Origin of the sequence: Streptococcus sp. 4094 (assembly GCF_013277125.1) — a bacterium.
In the GTDB taxonomy this organism is placed as follows: Bacteria; Bacillota; Bacilli; order Lactobacillales; family Streptococcaceae; genus Streptococcus.
The window spans coordinates 11,672-27,786 of record NZ_VMMI01000034.1; the positions used below are offsets into that span (position 1 = coordinate 11,672).

Sequence of the window (16,115 nt, forward strand, 5' to 3'; positions counted from 1 at the left end):
CGGCTAGCTTCCTAGTTTGCTTTTTGATTTTCATTGAGTATTAGTTGCTAGAGAAAGGCACTCGTAAAGCCTAGGTCACAGGTGAAGATATGACTGAGGATTTGAAAAATTAGATATGTAGAAAATAACCGTTAAGCCTCGTTCTTAGCGGTTATTTATATTGTTTAATAGCGCTGATATTTCATCAATGATGTTTGACTTTGTGATTTTGGTAGTGGTTCAATTTGATTGCTACTATTTTTGATGGTGTGAATGTTCTGACAATGTACCCTAGCTAACTACGAAAGTTTTTGACTCTATATTTTTAATGTGTATTAAAAAATAAATTAACACATATTAATTTTTCTTGACTTAAATTTAAAAAATGATATACTATTTTTATGGAGAGCTAACAATTATATATAAATGTACTACTCTATTTCCTAGATAATACTTAGTAAAACTTTTTATAACAAAGGCTAGCAAAGTTAAAGTTTTCTATCTATTGGAAGTTGAATAAATATGTAAGGAATTAAAATGAAAAAAAGTACAGTATTGTCATTAACCACAGCTGCAGTTATTTTAGCAGCCTATGCCCCTAATGAGGTAGTCTTAGCAGATATATCTAGCTCTGAAGATGCTTTAAATATCTCTGATAAAGAAAAAGTAGTAGTAGATAAGGAAACAGAAAATAAAGAGAAACATGAAGAGATTCATCATGCTATAGAAGCTTCAAAGGATACTGAAGAAAAGAAAACAACAATTATTGAGGAAAAAGAAGTTGTTAGTAAAAATCCTGTGATAGACAATAGCACTAGCAATGAAGAAGCAACAAGCAAAGAAGAAAATTCCAATCAATCCCAAGGAGATAAAGCGGACTCGTCTGCAAGTAAAGACTCAGAAAGTCCCAAAAAAGAGGATAGACTTGTCTATATTGCTGAATTTAAAGATGAAGAGTCTAGAGAAAAAGCAATCAAGGGACTATCCAGTCTTAAGAATACAAAAGTTTTATATACTTATGATAGAATTTTTAACGGTAGTGCCATAGAAACAACTCCAGATAACTTGGACAAAATTAAACAAATAGAAGGTATCTCATCGGTTGAAAGGGCACAAAAAGTCCAACCCATGATGAATCATGCCAGAAAGGAAATTGGAGTTGAGGAAGCTATTGATTACCTAAAGGCCATTAATGCTCAATTTGGAAGAAATTTTGATGGCAGAGGTATGGTCATTTCAAATATCGATACTGGAACAGATTATAGGCATAAGGCTATGAGAATCGATGATGATGCCAAAGCCTCAATGAGATTTAAAAAAGAAGACTTAAAAGGCACTGATAAAAATTATTGGTTGAGTGATAAAATTCCTCATGCTTTTAATTATTATAATGGTGGTAAAATTACCGTAGAAAGAGCTGATGATGGAAGTGATTATTTTGATCCCCATGGGATGCATATTGCAGGGATTCTTGCTGGAAATGATACTGAAAAAGACATCAAGAACTTTAATGGAATAGATGGAATTGCACCTAATGCACAGATCTTCTCTTATAAAATGTACTCTGACGCAGGATCTGGGTTCGCAGGGGATGAAACAATGTTTCATGCTATTGAAGATTCCATCAAACACAACGTTGATGTTGTTTCGGTATCATCTGGTTTTACAGGAACAGGTCTTGTAGGTGAGAAATATTGGCAAGCTATTAGAGCATTAAGAAAAGCAGGCATTCCAATGGTTGTCGCTACGGGTAACTATGCGACTTCTGCTTCAAGTTCTTCTTGGGATTTAGTGGCAAATAATCATCTGAAAATGACCGACACTGGAAATGTAACGCGAACAGCAGCACATGAAGATGCGATAGCGGTTGCATCTGCTAAAAATCAAACAGTTGAGTTTGATAAAGTTAACATAGGTGGAGAAAGTTTTAAATACAGAAATATAGGGGCCTTTTTCGATAAGAATAAAATCACAACAAATGAAGATGGTTCAAAAGCTCCTAGTAAATTGAAATTTGTATATATAGGCAAGGGCCAAGACCAAGATTTGATAGGTTTGGATCTTAAGGGCAAAATTGCAGTAATGGATAGAATTTATACAAAGGATTTAAAAAATGCTTTTAAAAAAGCTACGGATAAGGGCGCACGCGCCATTATGGTTGTAAATACTGTCAATTACTACAATAGAGATAATTGGACAGAGCTTCCAGCTATGGGATATGAAGCGGATGAAGGGACTAAAAGTCAAGTGTTTTCAATTTCAGGAGATGATGGTGTAAAGCTATGGAACATGATTAATCCTGATAAAAAAACTGAAGTCAAAAGAAATAATAAAGAAGATTTTAAAGATAAATTGGAGCAATACTATCCAATTGATATGGAAAGTTTTAATTCCAACAAACCGAATGTAGGTGACGAAAAAGAAATTGACTTTAAGTTTGCACCTGACACAGACAAAGAACTCTATAAAGAAGATATCATCGTTCCAGCAGGATCCACATCTTGGGGGCCAAGAATAGATTTACTTTTAAAACCCGATGTTTCAGCACCTGGTAAAAATATTAAATCCACGCTTAATGTCATTAATGGTAAATCAACTTATGGCTATATGTCAGGAACCAGTATGGCAACTCCAATCGTAGCAGCTTCTACTGTTTTGATTAGACCGAAGTTAAAGGAAATGCTTGAAAGACCTGTATTGAGAAATCTTGAGGGAGATGACAAAATAGACCTTACAAGTCTTACAAAAATTGCTCTACAAAATACTGCGCGACCGATGATGGACGCAACGTCTTGGAAAGAAAAAAGCCAATACTTTGCATCACCTAGACAACAGGGAGCAGGCCTAATTAATGTGGCCAATGCTTTGAGAAATGAAGTTGTAGCGACTTTCAAAAACAAGGATTCTAAAGGTTTGGTAAACTCTTATGGTTCTATTTCTCTTAAAGAAATAAAAGGAGAAGAAAAATATTTTACAATTAAGCTTCACAATACATCAAACAGACCTTTGACCTTTAAAGTTTCAGCATCAGCGATAACTACAGATTCTCTAACTGATAGATTAAAGCTGGATGAAACATACAAAGATGAAAAATCTCCAGATGGTAAGCAAATTGTTCCAGAAATCCATCCAGAAAAAATCAAAGGAGCAAATATCACATTTGAGCATGATACTTTCACTATAGGCGCAAATTCTAGCTTTGATTTGAATGCGGTTATAAATGTTGGAGAGGCTAAAGACAAAAATAAATTTGTAGAATCATTTATTCATTTTGAGTCAGTGGAAGAAATGGAAGCTCTAAACTCTAACGGGAAGAAAATAAACTTCCAACCTTCTTTGTCGATGCCTCTAATGGGATTTGCTGGGAATTGGAACCACGAACCAATCCTTGATAAATGGGCCTGGGAAGAGGGTTCAAAATCAAAAACAATGGAAGGTTATGATGATGATGGTAAACCAAAAATTCCAGGAACCTTAAATAAGGGAATTGGTGGAGAACATGGTATAGATAAATTTAATCCAGCAGCTGTTATTCAAAACAGAAAAGATAAAAATATTACATCACTAGACCAAGACCCAGACCTATTTGCCTTTAACAACCAAGGTATTCATGCAGAATCCACTAGTGGATCTAATGTTGCTAACATTTATCCTTTAGATTCAAATGGAAATCCTCAAGATGCTCAACTTGAAAGAGGATTAACCCCTTCTCCACTTGTATTAAGAAGTGCAGAAGAAGGATTGATTTCAATAGTAAATACAAATAAAGAGGGAGAAAATCAAAGAGACTTAAAAGTCATTTCGAGAGAACACTTTATTAGAGGAATTTTAAATTCTAAAAGCAATGATGCAAAGGGAATCAAATCATCTAAACTAAAAGTTTGGGGTGATTTGAAGTGGGATGGACTCATCTATAACCCTAGAGGTAGAGAAGAAAATGAACCAGAAAGTAAGGATAACCAAGATCCAGCTACTAGGATAAGAGGACAATTTGAATCAATAGCTGAGGGTCAATACTTCTACAAATTCAAATATAGATTAACCAAGGATTATCCATGGCAAGTTTCTTATATACCAGTAAAAATTGATAATACAGCTCCAAAAATTATTTCAATTGATTTTTCTAATCCAGATAAAATTAAATTGATCGCAAAAGATACCTACCACAAGGTAAAGGATGAGTACAAACACGAAACCTTGTTTGCTAGAGACCAAAAAGAACATCCTGAGAAATTTGAAGAAGTAGCCAACGAAGTATGGTACGCAGGTGCAGCTCTTGTCGATAAGTATGGAGATGTTGAGAAAAGTCTTGATGTAACTTACGCCGGAGAGGGTGAGGGAAGAAATAGGAAGCTTGATAAAGATGGAAATACTATCTACGAAATTAGCGGAGCAGGAGATTTAAGAGGAAAAATCATCGAAGTAATCGCCCTAGATGGTGCAAGCAACTTCACCAAAATCCATAGAATTAAATTTGATGACCAAGCTGATGAAAAAGGAATGATTTCTTATTACCTAGTAGATCCTGACAAAGATGCTTCTAAATATGAAAAACTTGGTGAAATTTCTGAAGATAAACTCAAAAATGCAAAGAGCTCAGAGGAAAATACCAATAATAATCAAGCTAAGGATGAAGATTCAAAACCAGATGAAGAAAGTTCAGTTGAGGGAGAAGCTAGCCTTGAAATAAATAAAACTATTTCAACAATTAGAAACTTTGAAAATAAAGACCTAAAGAAACTCATTAAAAAGAAATATAGGGAAGAAGAGGACTTTGTAAATGGTGGTACAAGAACAGTAGAACTTGATTATCGATATGACGATAAAGGAAATATAGCTGCCTATGACGATGGTAGCGCCTTAGAATATGAAACTGAAAAACTTGACGAAATCAAATCAAAAATTTATGGTGTTCTAAGCCCGTCTAAAGATGGACACTTTGAAATTCTTGGAAAGATACGTAATGTGTCTAAAAATGCCAAGGTATATTATGGAAATACCTATAAATATATAGAAATCAAAGCGACCAAGTATGATTCCAATTCAAAAACGATGACATTTGATTTATACGCTAATATTAATGATATTGTGGATGGATTAGCTTTTGCAGGAGATATGAGATTCTTTGTTACAGATGATGGTCAGAGAAAAGCTGAAACGAAGATTAGAATGCCTGAAAAAAATAGGGAAACTAAGACAGAATATCCCTATGCATCAAGTTATGGGAATATAATAGAATTAGGAGAAGGAGATCTTTCAAAGAACAAACCAAATAATTTAACTGAAATGGAATCTGGTAAAATCTATTCTGATTCAGAAAAACAACAATATCTATTAAAGGATAATATCATTCTGAGAAAAGGCTATGCACTAAAAGTGACTACCTATAATCCTGGAAAAACGGATATGTTAGAAGGAAATGGAGTCTATAGCAAGGAAGATATAGCAAAAATACAAAATTCCAATCCTAATCTAAGAGCCCTTTCAGAAAAAATAATTTATTCTGACAGTAGAAATGTTGAAGATGGAAGAAGTACTCAAGCTGTATTAATGTCGGCTTTGGACGGCTTTAACATTGTAAGGTATCAAGTGTTTACATTTAAAATGAACGATAAAGGGGAGGCAATCGATAAAGACGGAAATCTTGTAACAGATCCTTCTAAACTTGTATTATTTGGTAAGGATAATAAAGAGTATCATGGGGAGGAATATTCTAATGTAGAAGCTATAAAAGAAGATGGCTCCATGTTATTTATTGATACCAAACCAGTAAACCTTTCAATGGATAAGAACTACTTTAATCCATCTAAATCTAATAAAATTTATGTACGAAATCCAGAATTTTATTTAAGAGGTAAGATTTCTGATAAGGGTGGTTTTAACTGGGAATTGAGAGTTAATGAATCGGTTGTAGATAATTATTTAATCTACGGAGATTTACACATTGATAACACTAGAGATTTTAACGTTAAGCTTAATGTTAAAGACGGTGACATCATGGACTGGGGGATGAAAGATTATAAAGCAAACGGATTTCCAGATAAGGTAACAGATATGGATGGAAATGTTTATCTTCAAACTGGCTATAGCAATTTGAATGCGAAAGCGGTTGGAGTACACTATCAATTTTTATATGATAATGTTAAACCAGAAGTAAACATTGATCCCAAGGGAAATACAAGTATCGAATATGCTAACGGAAAATCTGTAGTCTTTAATATCAATGATAAAAGAGATAATGGATTCAATGGTGAGATTCAAGACAAACATATTTATGTAAATGGAAAAGAATACACATCATTTGATGATATTAAACAACTAACAGATAAGACACTAAACATTAAGATTCTTGTAAAAGATTTTGCAAGAAATACAACTGTAAAAGAATTCATTTTAAACAAAGATACGGGAGAGGTAAGAGAACTAAAACCTCATACGGTAACTGTGACCATGCAAAATGGAAAAGAAATGAGTTCTAAGATAGTGTCGGAAGAAGATTTCATTTTACCTGTCTATAAGGGTAAATTAGAAAAAGGCTATCAATTTGATGGTTGGGAAATTGCTGGTTTCGAAGGGAAAAAAGATGCTGGCTATGTTCTTAATTTATCAAAAGATACCTTTATAAAACCTGTATTCAAGAAAATAGAGGAGAAAAAGGAGGAAGAAAATAAACCTACTTTTGATGTATCCAAAAAGAAAAATAAGGTGCAAGTAAATCATAATCAATTAGATGAAAGTCACAGAAAAGAGGATTTACAAAGGGAAAATCATTCCCATAAATCTGATTCAACTGAAGGTGTCAAAGCTACAGTTCCTGTACAAGTAAATCATAATCAATTAGATGAAAGTCACAGAAAAGAGGATTTCCAAAGAGAAAATCATTCACACAAATCTGATTCAACTGAGGGTGTCACAGCTACAGTTCCTGTACAAGTAAATTATAGTCAATTAGATGAAAGTCAAAGATCTGATTTAACTAAGGATGTCAAAGCTACAGTTCCTGGTAGAAATGATAAAAACTTTGAAAATAAGACTGAAGTTTATCCTAATGAACCAGAGAACATAGCCAATAAAGACACCAATATCGATAGCAAATTAACTACTAACAATCTTAATAAGTCACCAAAAACCGGAACAGTTAGCGGAGTCTTTACATTATTCGTTGCTGGAATACTGTTTACCGTAGGCACATTTCTTGGATTAAAGAAAAAAGATTAAGATGAAGACAAAAGCTATAGATGAAAAAATGGTTTATGTACTGAGATAGTGTGATGATGAAACAGTTTTGTGAAAATAGCCATTTATAACTCAATTATTTAGTTTACTTTACTATTGATACTCTTTTTGGATTTATTAATAGACTTAGTTTCGACAACTAATGAATTGATTGAAAGGGTTAGTATTGACAATATTGGTCACATTGATTAGAAAATAGAGTCTATCAAAATTTAAAGGCTAATAGAGGTGATGAGATAATTTCAAGGAATTAAGTAGCGTTTGGTTGCTTAATTCCTTTTTATTTGGAAGGAAGTTTTTCACCTGCTTCCTTATTTTATCGCTATTATTGAACCACTTAGACCGATATAGAGACCAGATAGGCAAACGAACTTGTTCTTGAAACTAACCTCTGCTATAATGATTTTTGTAAGGAACAGGAGGCGTCACTATCAGATAACTCAAGTTCCTAAAAAAGAAATTGGAGATAAAGAAATGAAAAAATTATTAGGGATTGTATTTTTACTAGCAGCAGCGACAGTAGTGTATTTTGGTTCTGTTGGCTGGCCAAATTTTAATGTCAACCTCTGGTCATTGATTCCGGTAGGCCTGTTCCTCTATTTTTCCCTAGAAAATCTTTTGAAAAAGGACTATAAGACTAGTCTGATGTGTTTGATTATTGCCTTTATCATTGCGAATGCAATTTTGGACCTTTTGCCAATTTCAAGTGGCTTGGTAATTGGAGCAGGTGTGCTGGCTTGTGTAGGTATTGCCTATCTATTTCCTGATAAAGAAAGGAAATAGGAATTATTGAAAATCTCTTCAAACTACGTCAGCTTCCATCTGAAACCTCAAAACCGTGTTTTGAGCAGCCTGCGGCTAGCTTCCTAGTTTGCTTTTTGATTTTCATTGAGTATAAGAATTATTAAAAAAGATATAAAGAAAAAACACTTCAATCACTGTATTTCAGCTTGATTGAGGTGTTTTTGATTTCATTTTTTTATTTCTGAGCCATCAATTCAACAATCATCTCTATATACATGACAAGGGTTAATAAAAATCCTGCACGCCAGAAGAATTTGATGAATTTAGGATAGTAAAAGCTACGTTTTTTCAAAAGGAAGAAAAAAACGAGGATAATGGCTAGGAGTGAGAGGGCTAGGCCTAGTCTAGGGAGAAAATTATGGGTAAAGGTTTTAGCTGTAATCAAGTAATACTCAAATACTAAGACTGGAAAAGCCAAATCCGCAAAGTTTCGTCCTAGTTTTTTTAATCTAAAAAGTTTGGTTATGATAATGCAGACGACCAAGGTCAGTATCAATAATAAAATAGAGGCTAATTTCATTAAAATCATATCCATATTGTATCATAAAAAATCGCTAATGGAAACGAGAAACAGAGGAATTTATAGGAAAGTCAGGCTTTTGAGATTGTGGGTGTTTTTTGTTATAATGAAAGTTATGAAATCTTATAATACCTTGAATGATTATTATCGAAAACTCTTTGGAGAAAAGACCTTTAAAGTCCCTATTGATGCGGGATTTGACTGTCCCAATCGTGATGGAACTGTGGCTCATGGAGGCTGTACTTTTTGTACGGTTTCAGGTTCTGGAGATGCTATTGTAGCACCAGATGCGCCTATCCGTGAGCAATTTTATAAGGAAATTGACTTTATGCACCGCAAGTGGCCAGATGTTCAGAAGTATCTGGTTTATTTTCAAAATTTTACCAACACTCATGAAAAGGTGGAAGTGATTCGGGAACGTTATGAGCAGGCTATCAACGAGCCAGGTGTGGTAGGAATCAATATTGGAACGCGCCCAGACTGTTTACCAGACGAAACCATCGAATATTTGGCTGAATTGTCGGAACGCATGCATGTGACGGTAGAATTGGGCTTGCAGACCACTTATGAAACAACCTCTGACCTGATTAACCGTGCCCATTCTTATGAATTGTACGTGGAAACGGTCAAGCGTTTAAGAAAGTATCCCAAGATTGAGATTGTTTCCCATCTGATCAATGGTTTGCCTGGTGAAACCCATGAGATGATGGTTGAAAATGTCCGCCGTTGTGTCACGGATAATGATATTCAAGGGATTAAACTGCACTTGCTTCACCTGATGACCAATACGCGTATGCAACGAGATTACCACGAGGGACGTTTACAGTTGATGAGTCAGGACGAATATGTCAAGGTCATCTGTGATCAGCTGGAAATCATTCCCAAGCATATTGTCATCCATCGCATTACAGGAGATGCACCTAGAGATATGCTGATTGGCCCTATGTGGAGCCTCAATAAATGGGAAGTGCTAAACAGCATTGAGATGGAGATGCGACGTCGTGGAAGCGTTCAAGGATGCAAGGCTGTAAAACAGGAGTTTGAAAATGAAAAGACCACTTGAGATGGCACATGATTTTTTGGCTGAGGTAGTGACAAAAGAGGATATCGTAGTGGATGCGACCATGGGAAATGGTCATGACACCCTTTTTTTAGCCAAGCTAGCCAAGAAAGTCTATGCCTTTGATATTCAGGAACAAGCCTTGGAAAAGACCCAAGAGCGTTTGGACCAAGCTGGAATGACAAATGCCCAGTTAATCTTGCAAGGTCATGAGAAACTGGACCAGTTTGTGACAGAAGCCAAGGCAGGGATTTTTAATCTGGGCTATCTGCCGTCAGCTGATAAGTCTGTCATCACCAGACCTCAGACAACGATTGAAGCATTAGAAAAGCTGTGTCATTTGCTTGTCAAAGGGGGACGGATTGCTATCATGATCTACTATGGTCATGAAGGAGGCGACCTCGAGAGGGATGCTGTCTTGGATTTTGTTAGCCAGTTGAACCAACAGGAGTTTACAGCTACCATTTACCGAACTTTAAACCAAGTCAACAATCCACCATTTTTAGTAATGATTGAAAAATTAGAGAGATATAAACATGGATAAACAATACCTACGTGAAAAGCTGGATGCCATGCGCCAGAATTTTGTTGAATCAACCCACCACGAACGAGCGGTGGGCGTGCTAGACCAAGCGCATATGAGCAAAAAAATGCTTAAAATTAAGAAAAAATTAGTTGCTCTTGAAATGGAACGGTGCCAGAGAAAAATTGAGCACAAAGATTGTTCCAAGATTGACCAAAAAATCAAAGAGCAGAAGGAGATATTTGAATCCTGTTGTAAAAAAGATTAAGGAGGTCGTGCGTGGAATTACTGATTTACCTCATCCTATTTTTACTGGTCTTGATTGTCTCAAGTACAACCAATAAACTTCTGCCCTTTTTGCCTCTTCCTTTGGTGCAAATTCTTTTGGGAATTGTGATTGGTCTCTTTTTACCCAATACCGACTTTCACCTCAATACAGAGTTGTTTTTGGCACTGGTTATTGGGCCCTTGCTTTTTCGAGAGTCGGAAGAAGCGGACATTACAGCTATTTTAAAACACTGGAGAATCATTGTTTATCTCATATTTCCAGTGATTTTTATCTCGACCCTGAGTTTGGGTGGCTTGGCCCATCTTCTTTGGCTCAGCCTTCCTTTGGCAGCTTGTTTGGCTGTTGGGGCGGCCCTTGGGCCTACGGACTTGGTGGCCTTTGCCTCTCTTTCGGAGCGCTTTAGCTTTCCTAAGCGCGTGTCCAATATTCTTAAAGGTGAAGGACTCTTGAATGATGCTTCTGGTTTGGTGGCTTTTCAGGTAGCTTTGACAGCTTGGACAACTGGAGCCTTTTCCCTTGGGCAAGCTAGCAGTTCGCTCATCTTTTCAATTCTAGGCGGTTTTTTGATTGGCTTTTTAACAGCCATGACCAACCGTTTCCTCCATAGCTTCTTGCTAAGTGTGCGAGCAACGGATATTGCCAGTGAGCTTTTATTAGAATTGAGTTTGCCTCTGGTGACCTTCTTTCTGGCAGAAGAAGTACACGTTTCTGGGATTATTGCCGTTGTAGTTGCTGGGATTTTAAAGGCAAGCCGTTTTAAGAAAATTACGCTCCTCGAAGCCCAAGTGGATACGGTGACCGAGACGGTCTGGCATACAGTGAACTTTATGCTCAACGGTTCTGTCTTTGTGATTTTAGGGATGGAGTTGGAAATGATAGCAGAACCTATCTTGACCAATCCAATCTATAATCCCTTACTTTTATTGGGATCTCTTGTCGCTCTTACCTTTGTCCTCTTTGCTATTCGTTTTGTCATGATCTATGGCTATTATGCCTATAGGACTAGACGTCTCAAGAAAAAGCTAAATAAGTATATGAAGGATATGCTTCTCTTGACCTTCTCAGGTGTTAAGGGAACCGTGTCGATTGCTACAATTCTTCTGATACCAAGTAATTTAGAGCAGGAGTATCCTCTCTTACTTTTCCTTGTCGCAGGTGTGACGCTTGTCAGTTTTTTAACAGGCCTCGTGGTCTTGCCTCATCTTTCTGATGAAGAGGAAGAAAGCAAGGATTATCTCATGCATATTGCCATTTTGAATGAAGTAACGCTAGAGTTGGAAAAAGAGTTGGAAGGCACGAGAAATAAGCTCCCTCTCTATGCGGCTATTGACAATTACCATGGACGTATTGAAAATCTCATCCTGAGTCAAGAAAATAAGGGGGCTCAAGAAGACTGGGCTGCTTTGAAACTCTTGATTCTTAGTATTGAAAGTGATGGATTGGAACAGGCCTATGAAGAGGGGAACATTAGCAATCGTGCTTACCGAGTTTACCAACGTTATCTGAAAAACATAGAACGAGGAATCAATCGTAAGTTTGCGTCAAGACTGACCTATTATTTTCTTGTTTCCTTGAGGATTTTACGTTTTCTCCTGCATGAAGTTTTTACTCTCGGAAAGACCTTCCGTAGCTGGAAGGACAAGGAGCAAAGCCGTCTCCGTGCTCTTGATTATGACCAAATAGCAGAGCTCTATCTTGCTAATACAGAGATGATTATTGAAAGTTTGGAAAACCTGAAGGGAGTCTATAGACGCTCTTTGATTAGTTTTATGCAGGAGTCTCGTCTTCGTGAAACAGCTATTATCAGCAGTGGTGCCTTTGTCGAACGGGTTATCAATCGCGTCAAGCCCAACAATATCGATGAAATGCTGAGAGGATATTATCTGGAGCGCAAGTTGATTTTCGAATACGAAGAAAAACGATTGATTACGACCAAGTATGCCAAGAAGTTACGACAAAATGTCAATAACTTAGAGAACTATTCTCTGAAGGAAGCTGCCAATACCCTGCCTTATGATATGGTGGAATTAGTAAGAAGAAATTAGTTAATACTCTTCGAAAGTCTCTTCAAACCACGTCAGCGTCGCCTTNNGGCTAGCTTCCTAGTTTGCTATTTGATTTTCGTTGAGTATAAGATTATAAGTGAAGGAGTGTGACATGAAAAAGTGGTGGAAAGAGCTGATAGACAAGCCTCTATTAAAAGCTTTTTTGCATTATTATCAAGCATCAGATAGTGAGTTGACCAGTGTCGCAGTAGCCTACTATTGGTTGATTTCGATTTTTCCCCTGCTTTTGGTGGTGGTCAATATCCTGCCTTATTTTCAGATTCCTGTGGTAGAATTTCTGGGCTTTGTGAAAGACGTCCTGCCCCCAAGCCTCTATGAAGGTGTGGAAAAAATAGCCAGAGAAGTCTTGACCCAACCTTCAACAGGTTTATTGAGTTTTTCTGTCTTGTCGGCGCTATGGAGTTTTTCAAAATCTATGAATTTCTTACAAAAAGCTCTTAACAAGGCTTATGGCGTCGAAAAGAGTCGTGGACTTATTTCCCATCAGATGGTGAGTCTCCTAGTCAGTTTTGGCTTGCAGCTCCTCTTTGCTTTTGCCTTGTTTTTGAGCTTGTTTGGTCAGATGATTTTGGATCTACTTGCTCATTATTGGACAAAAGATGGCATTATCTATCAGGCTTTACAAGGGTTGGCAGGTCCTCTGACTTACGCCCTCCTCTTTGCTATCTTGGTCATGCTTTATTATTTTCTTCCCAATCTATCTAACAGGAAACTTAGTTATACCCTACCAGGTAGTGCCTTTGTTCTCTTAGTGATTTTAGGTTTACTAACTCTGTTCTCTAGTTATCTCAATTACTATGTCCATCATTTGGTGGACGTCCGAATTTTAGGTTCTGTTCTTCTTGTTGTTATGATGTTTTGGTTTATCTTGATTGCTAAAATTGTTATCCTAGGCGCGGTGATCAATGCCAGTGTGCAGAGTTTGAAAGATCCTAGTTTTAGAAAAGACTAACTATTTATCCATTACAAAAGCGCATAGTATCAAGGTTCTATAAAGCCTTGATACTATGCGCTTTTTTGCTTTGACAGTTTTTTGTATAGTTTTTGTCCAATATTTCTAAATCATCTGATTAAATTCCTATTTTTCCCTATCATTATCCCTGTTTTTTCGAAAATGGAAGGAGTATAATAAATCTATCAATAAAATGATAGGAGGAACTTTATGGGTCATATTTTCTTTTTTCTAAGTGTATTTTTGGCAGGGATTCTATCCTTCTTTTCTCCTTGTATCTTACCCTTGTTACCAGTCTATGCAGGGGTGTTACTAGATGATAAGGATGGTGCTCAGGCTTCTAGTGGCAAATTTTCCATCTCAGTTGTTAGTTTATTGCGAACTCTGGCCTTTATAGCGGGGATTTCCTTTATTTTTATCTTACTAGGCTATGGAGCTGGTTTTTTAGGCGATTTGCTTTATGCTTCTTGGTTTCAATATGTGACGGGTGCGGTTATCATTCTCTTAGGCTTGCACCAGATGGAGATTCTACACTTTAAGGGACTTTATAAGGAAAAGAGGTTACAACTGCAAGGACAGGGGCAAAATGGTAAGGGCTATAGTCAGGCGTTTTTACTGGGGTTAACTTTTAGTTTTGCTTGGACGCCTTGTGTGGGGCCGGTTCTTGGCTCTGTTTTGGCTTTAGCGGCTTCAGGTGGTTCAGGTGCTTGGCAGGGAGCGGGTCTCATGTTGGTGTACACGTTGGGTTTGGCGCTACCATTCTTGCTTCTAGCTCTAGCCTCTAGCTATGTTTTGAAACATTTTCGAAAACTCCATCCTTATCTCGGGATTCTCAAAAAAGTGGGTGGTTTTCTTATTATCGTGATGGGACTCTTAGTTCTGTTTGGAAATGCTTCAATTTTAAGTCAATTATTTGAATAAAATGGAAAGGAATATCAATATGAAAAAATGGCAAACATGTGTTCTTGGAGCAGGTTCGCTCCTTTGTTTGACGGCTTGTTCAGGCAAGTCCATGACTAGTGAACACCAAATGAAAGATGAAATGAAGATGGAGCAGACAGCTAGTAAAACAAGCGCAGCTAAAGGGAAAGAAGTTGCTGATTTTGAACTGACGGGAGTAGATGGCAAGACCTACCGTTTATCTGATTACAAGGGCAAGAAAGTCTATCTCAAATTCTGGGCTTCTTGGTGTTCCATCTGTCTGGCCAGCCTTCCAGATACAGATGAAATCGCTAAGGATGCTGGTGACGATTATGTGGTCTTGACAGTAGTGTCACCAGGACACAAGGGAGAGCAATCTGAAGCGGACTTTAAGAATTGGTATAAGGGCTTGGATTATAAAAATTTCCCAGTCCTAGTTGACCCGTCAGGCAAACTTTTGGAAACTTATGGCGTCCGTTCTTACCCAACTCAAGCCTTTATAGATGGTGAAGGAAAATTGGTCAAAACCCAACCAGGTTTTATGGAAAAAGATGCGATTTTGCAAACTTTGAAGGAATTGGCCTAGGAGGTGTTCTATGAATGATAAGTTAAAAATCATCTTGTTGCTAGGAGTATTTTTCCTAGCCATAACCGGTTTCTATTTTCTATTGATAAGAAATGCAGGACAGACAGATGCCTCGCAAATTGAGAAAGCGGCAGTTAGCCAAGGAGGAAAAACAGTGAAAAAAACAGAAGTTAGTAAAGACGCAGACTTGCACGAAATTTATCTAGCTGGAGGTTGTTTCTGGGGAGTGGAGGAATACTTCTCCCGCGTTCCCGGAGTGACAGATGCCGTATCAGGCTATGCAAACGGTAGAGGGGAAACAACTAAGTACGAATTGATTAACCAAACAGGACATGCGGAGACTGTCCATGTTACTTATGATGCCAATCAAATTTCCCTCAAGGAAATCCTGCTTCATTATTTCCGCATTATCAATCCAACCAGCAAAAATAAACAAGGAAATGATGTGGGGACCCAGTACCGTACTGGTGTTTATTACACAGATGATAAGGATTTGGAGGTAATCAACCAAGTCTTTGATGAAGTTGCTAAGAAATACGATCAACCTCTAGCAGTTGAAAAGGAGAGTCTGCAGAATTTTGTAGTGGCTGAGGATTACCACCAAGACTATCTCAAGAAAAATCCAAATGGCTACTGCCATATCAATGTCAATCAGGCGGCCTACCCTGTCATCGATGCCAGCAAATACCCAAAACCAAGTGATGATGAATTGAAAAAGACCTTGTCGCCTGAGGAGTATGCAGTTACCCAGAAAAATCAAACAGAGCGAGCTTTTTCAAACCGCTACTGGGATAAATTTGAATCCGGTATCTATGTGGATGTAGCAACTGGAGAACCTCTCTTTTCATCAAAGGACAAGTTTGAGTCTGGTTGCGGCTGGCCTAGTTTTACCCAACCAATCAGTCCAGATGTTGCCACCTACAAGGAAGATAAGTCTTACAATATGACACGCATGGAAGTGCGGAGCCGAGTTGGAGATTCTCACCTTGGCCATGTCTTTACGGATGGGCCACAGGACAAGGGCGGCTTGCGCTACTGTATCAATAGTCTTTCCATCCGCTTTATTCCTAAAGATCAAATGGAAGAAAAAGGCTACGCTTATTTATTAGATTATGTTGATTAAGAAGTCTTTCCTAAGCAGTTAGAGGAGAATTTTGCTATACTGATACTAGTAAGTGA

At 37.3% G+C, this 16,115-nt stretch carries 11 protein-coding genes; 10 read left to right on the top strand and 1 reads right to left on the bottom strand.

Going from position 1 to position 16,115, the window contains the following annotated elements:
- Nucleotides 1–516 precede the first annotated feature (516 nt).
- Nucleotides 517–7,197 carry a S8 family serine peptidase gene (locus HT721_RS08010; RefSeq protein ID WP_173229541.1) on the top strand — a complete coding sequence of 2,227 codons (6,681 nt, stop codon included), beginning with the start codon at nt 517–519 and terminating at the stop codon, nt 7,195–7,197.
- A 492-nt stretch (nt 7,198–7,689) separates the two neighbouring features.
- Nucleotides 7,690–7,998, top strand: a complete 309-nt coding sequence (locus HT721_RS08015) for a hypothetical protein (RefSeq protein WP_173229543.1) — start codon at nt 7,690–7,692, stop codon at nt 7,996–7,998.
- 196 nt (nt 7,999–8,194) lie between these two features.
- On the opposite strand, the gene HT721_RS08020 is transcribed toward HT721_RS08015, so the two are convergent.
- Nucleotides 8,195–8,554 carry a DUF3397 family protein gene (locus HT721_RS08020; protein WP_012972478.1) on the bottom strand — a complete coding sequence of 120 codons (360 nt, stop codon included), beginning with the start codon at nt 8,552–8,554 and terminating at the stop codon, nt 8,195–8,197.
- Nucleotides 8,555–8,645: 91 nt separating this feature from the next.
- Here HT721_RS08020 and HT721_RS08025 point away from each other — a divergent pair, with 91 nt between their 5' ends.
- The 8 genes from HT721_RS08025 to msrB all read left to right on the top strand — a co-directional run bounded on the left by HT721_RS08025 (nt 8,646) and on the right by msrB (nt 16,059).
- Entirely contained in the window at nt 8,646–9,602 is a 957-nt protein-coding gene (locus HT721_RS08025; RefSeq protein WP_173229545.1) for a TIGR01212 family radical SAM protein, read from the top strand.
- Nucleotides 9,586–10,143, top strand: coding sequence for a class I SAM-dependent methyltransferase (locus HT721_RS08030; RefSeq protein WP_173229547.1), 558 nt, complete (start codon nt 9,586–9,588; stop codon nt 10,141–10,143). The genes HT721_RS08025 and HT721_RS08030 overlap by 17 nt, the downstream gene beginning before the upstream one ends.
- On the top strand, nt 10,136–10,390 hold the full coding sequence (locus tag HT721_RS08035; RefSeq protein WP_000361085.1) for a hypothetical protein: 255 nt from the start codon (nt 10,136–10,138) through the stop codon (nt 10,388–10,390). The genes HT721_RS08030 and HT721_RS08035 overlap by 8 nt, the downstream gene beginning before the upstream one ends.
- 11 nt (nt 10,391–10,401) lie before the next feature.
- Nucleotides 10,402–12,456, top strand: a complete 2,055-nt coding sequence (locus HT721_RS08040) for a cation:proton antiporter (protein WP_173213839.1) — start codon at nt 10,402–10,404, stop codon at nt 12,454–12,456.
- A gap of 112 nt (nt 12,457–12,568) precedes the next feature.
- Nucleotides 12,569–13,429 carry a YihY/virulence factor BrkB family protein gene (locus tag HT721_RS08045; RefSeq protein WP_173213837.1) on the top strand — a complete coding sequence of 287 codons (861 nt, stop codon included), beginning with the start codon at nt 12,569–12,571 and terminating at the stop codon, nt 13,427–13,429.
- Between the two features lie 210 nt (nt 13,430–13,639).
- Entirely contained in the window at nt 13,640–14,350 is a 711-nt protein-coding gene (ccdA2, locus tag HT721_RS08050) for a thiol-disulfide oxidoreductase-associated membrane protein CcdA2 (protein WP_138703185.1), read from the top strand.
- A 19-nt stretch (nt 14,351–14,369) separates the two neighbouring features.
- A complete protein-coding gene (locus tag HT721_RS08055) occupies nt 14,370–14,936 on the top strand; it encodes a redoxin family protein (RefSeq protein WP_050253208.1) in 567 nt (188 codons plus the stop codon).
- 10 nt (nt 14,937–14,946) lie between these two features.
- Complete coding sequence (msrB, locus tag HT721_RS08060) at nt 14,947–16,059, top strand: peptide-methionine (R)-S-oxide reductase MsrB (protein ID WP_173229549.1); 1,113 nt, start codon at nt 14,947–14,949, stop codon at nt 16,057–16,059.
- The last annotated feature ends 56 nt before the right edge of the window (nt 16,060–16,115 follow it).

What these genes read in the sequence shown, in the direction of transcription:
- HT721_RS08010 (WP_173229541.1), top strand. Translation starts at nt 517, where the DNA reads ATGAAAAAAAGTACAGTATTGTCATTAACCACAGCTGCAGTTATTTTA.
- msrB (WP_173229549.1), top strand. Translation starts at nt 14,947, where the DNA reads ATGAATGATAAGTTAAAAATCATCTTGTTGCTAGGAGTATTTTTCCTA.
- ccdA2 (WP_138703185.1), top strand. Translation starts at nt 13,640, where the DNA reads ATGGGTCATATTTTCTTTTTTCTAAGTGTATTTTTGGCAGGGATTCTA.
- HT721_RS08045 (WP_173213837.1), top strand. Translation starts at nt 12,569, where the DNA reads ATGAAAAAGTGGTGGAAAGAGCTGATAGACAAGCCTCTATTAAAAGCT.
- HT721_RS08030 (WP_173229547.1), top strand. Translation starts at nt 9,586, where the DNA reads ATGAAAAGACCACTTGAGATGGCACATGATTTTTTGGCTGAGGTAGTG.
- HT721_RS08035 (WP_000361085.1), top strand. Translation starts at nt 10,136, where the DNA reads ATGGATAAACAATACCTACGTGAAAAGCTGGATGCCATGCGCCAGAAT.
- HT721_RS08055 (WP_050253208.1), top strand. Translation starts at nt 14,370, where the DNA reads ATGAAAAAATGGCAAACATGTGTTCTTGGAGCAGGTTCGCTCCTTTGT.
- HT721_RS08015 (WP_173229543.1), top strand. Translation starts at nt 7,690, where the DNA reads ATGAAAAAATTATTAGGGATTGTATTTTTACTAGCAGCAGCGACAGTA.
- HT721_RS08025 (WP_173229545.1), top strand. Translation starts at nt 8,646, where the DNA reads ATGAAAGTTATGAAATCTTATAATACCTTGAATGATTATTATCGAAAA.
- HT721_RS08020 (WP_012972478.1), bottom strand. Translation starts at nt 8,554, where the DNA reads ATGGATATGATTTTAATGAAATTAGCCTCTATTTTATTATTGATACTG.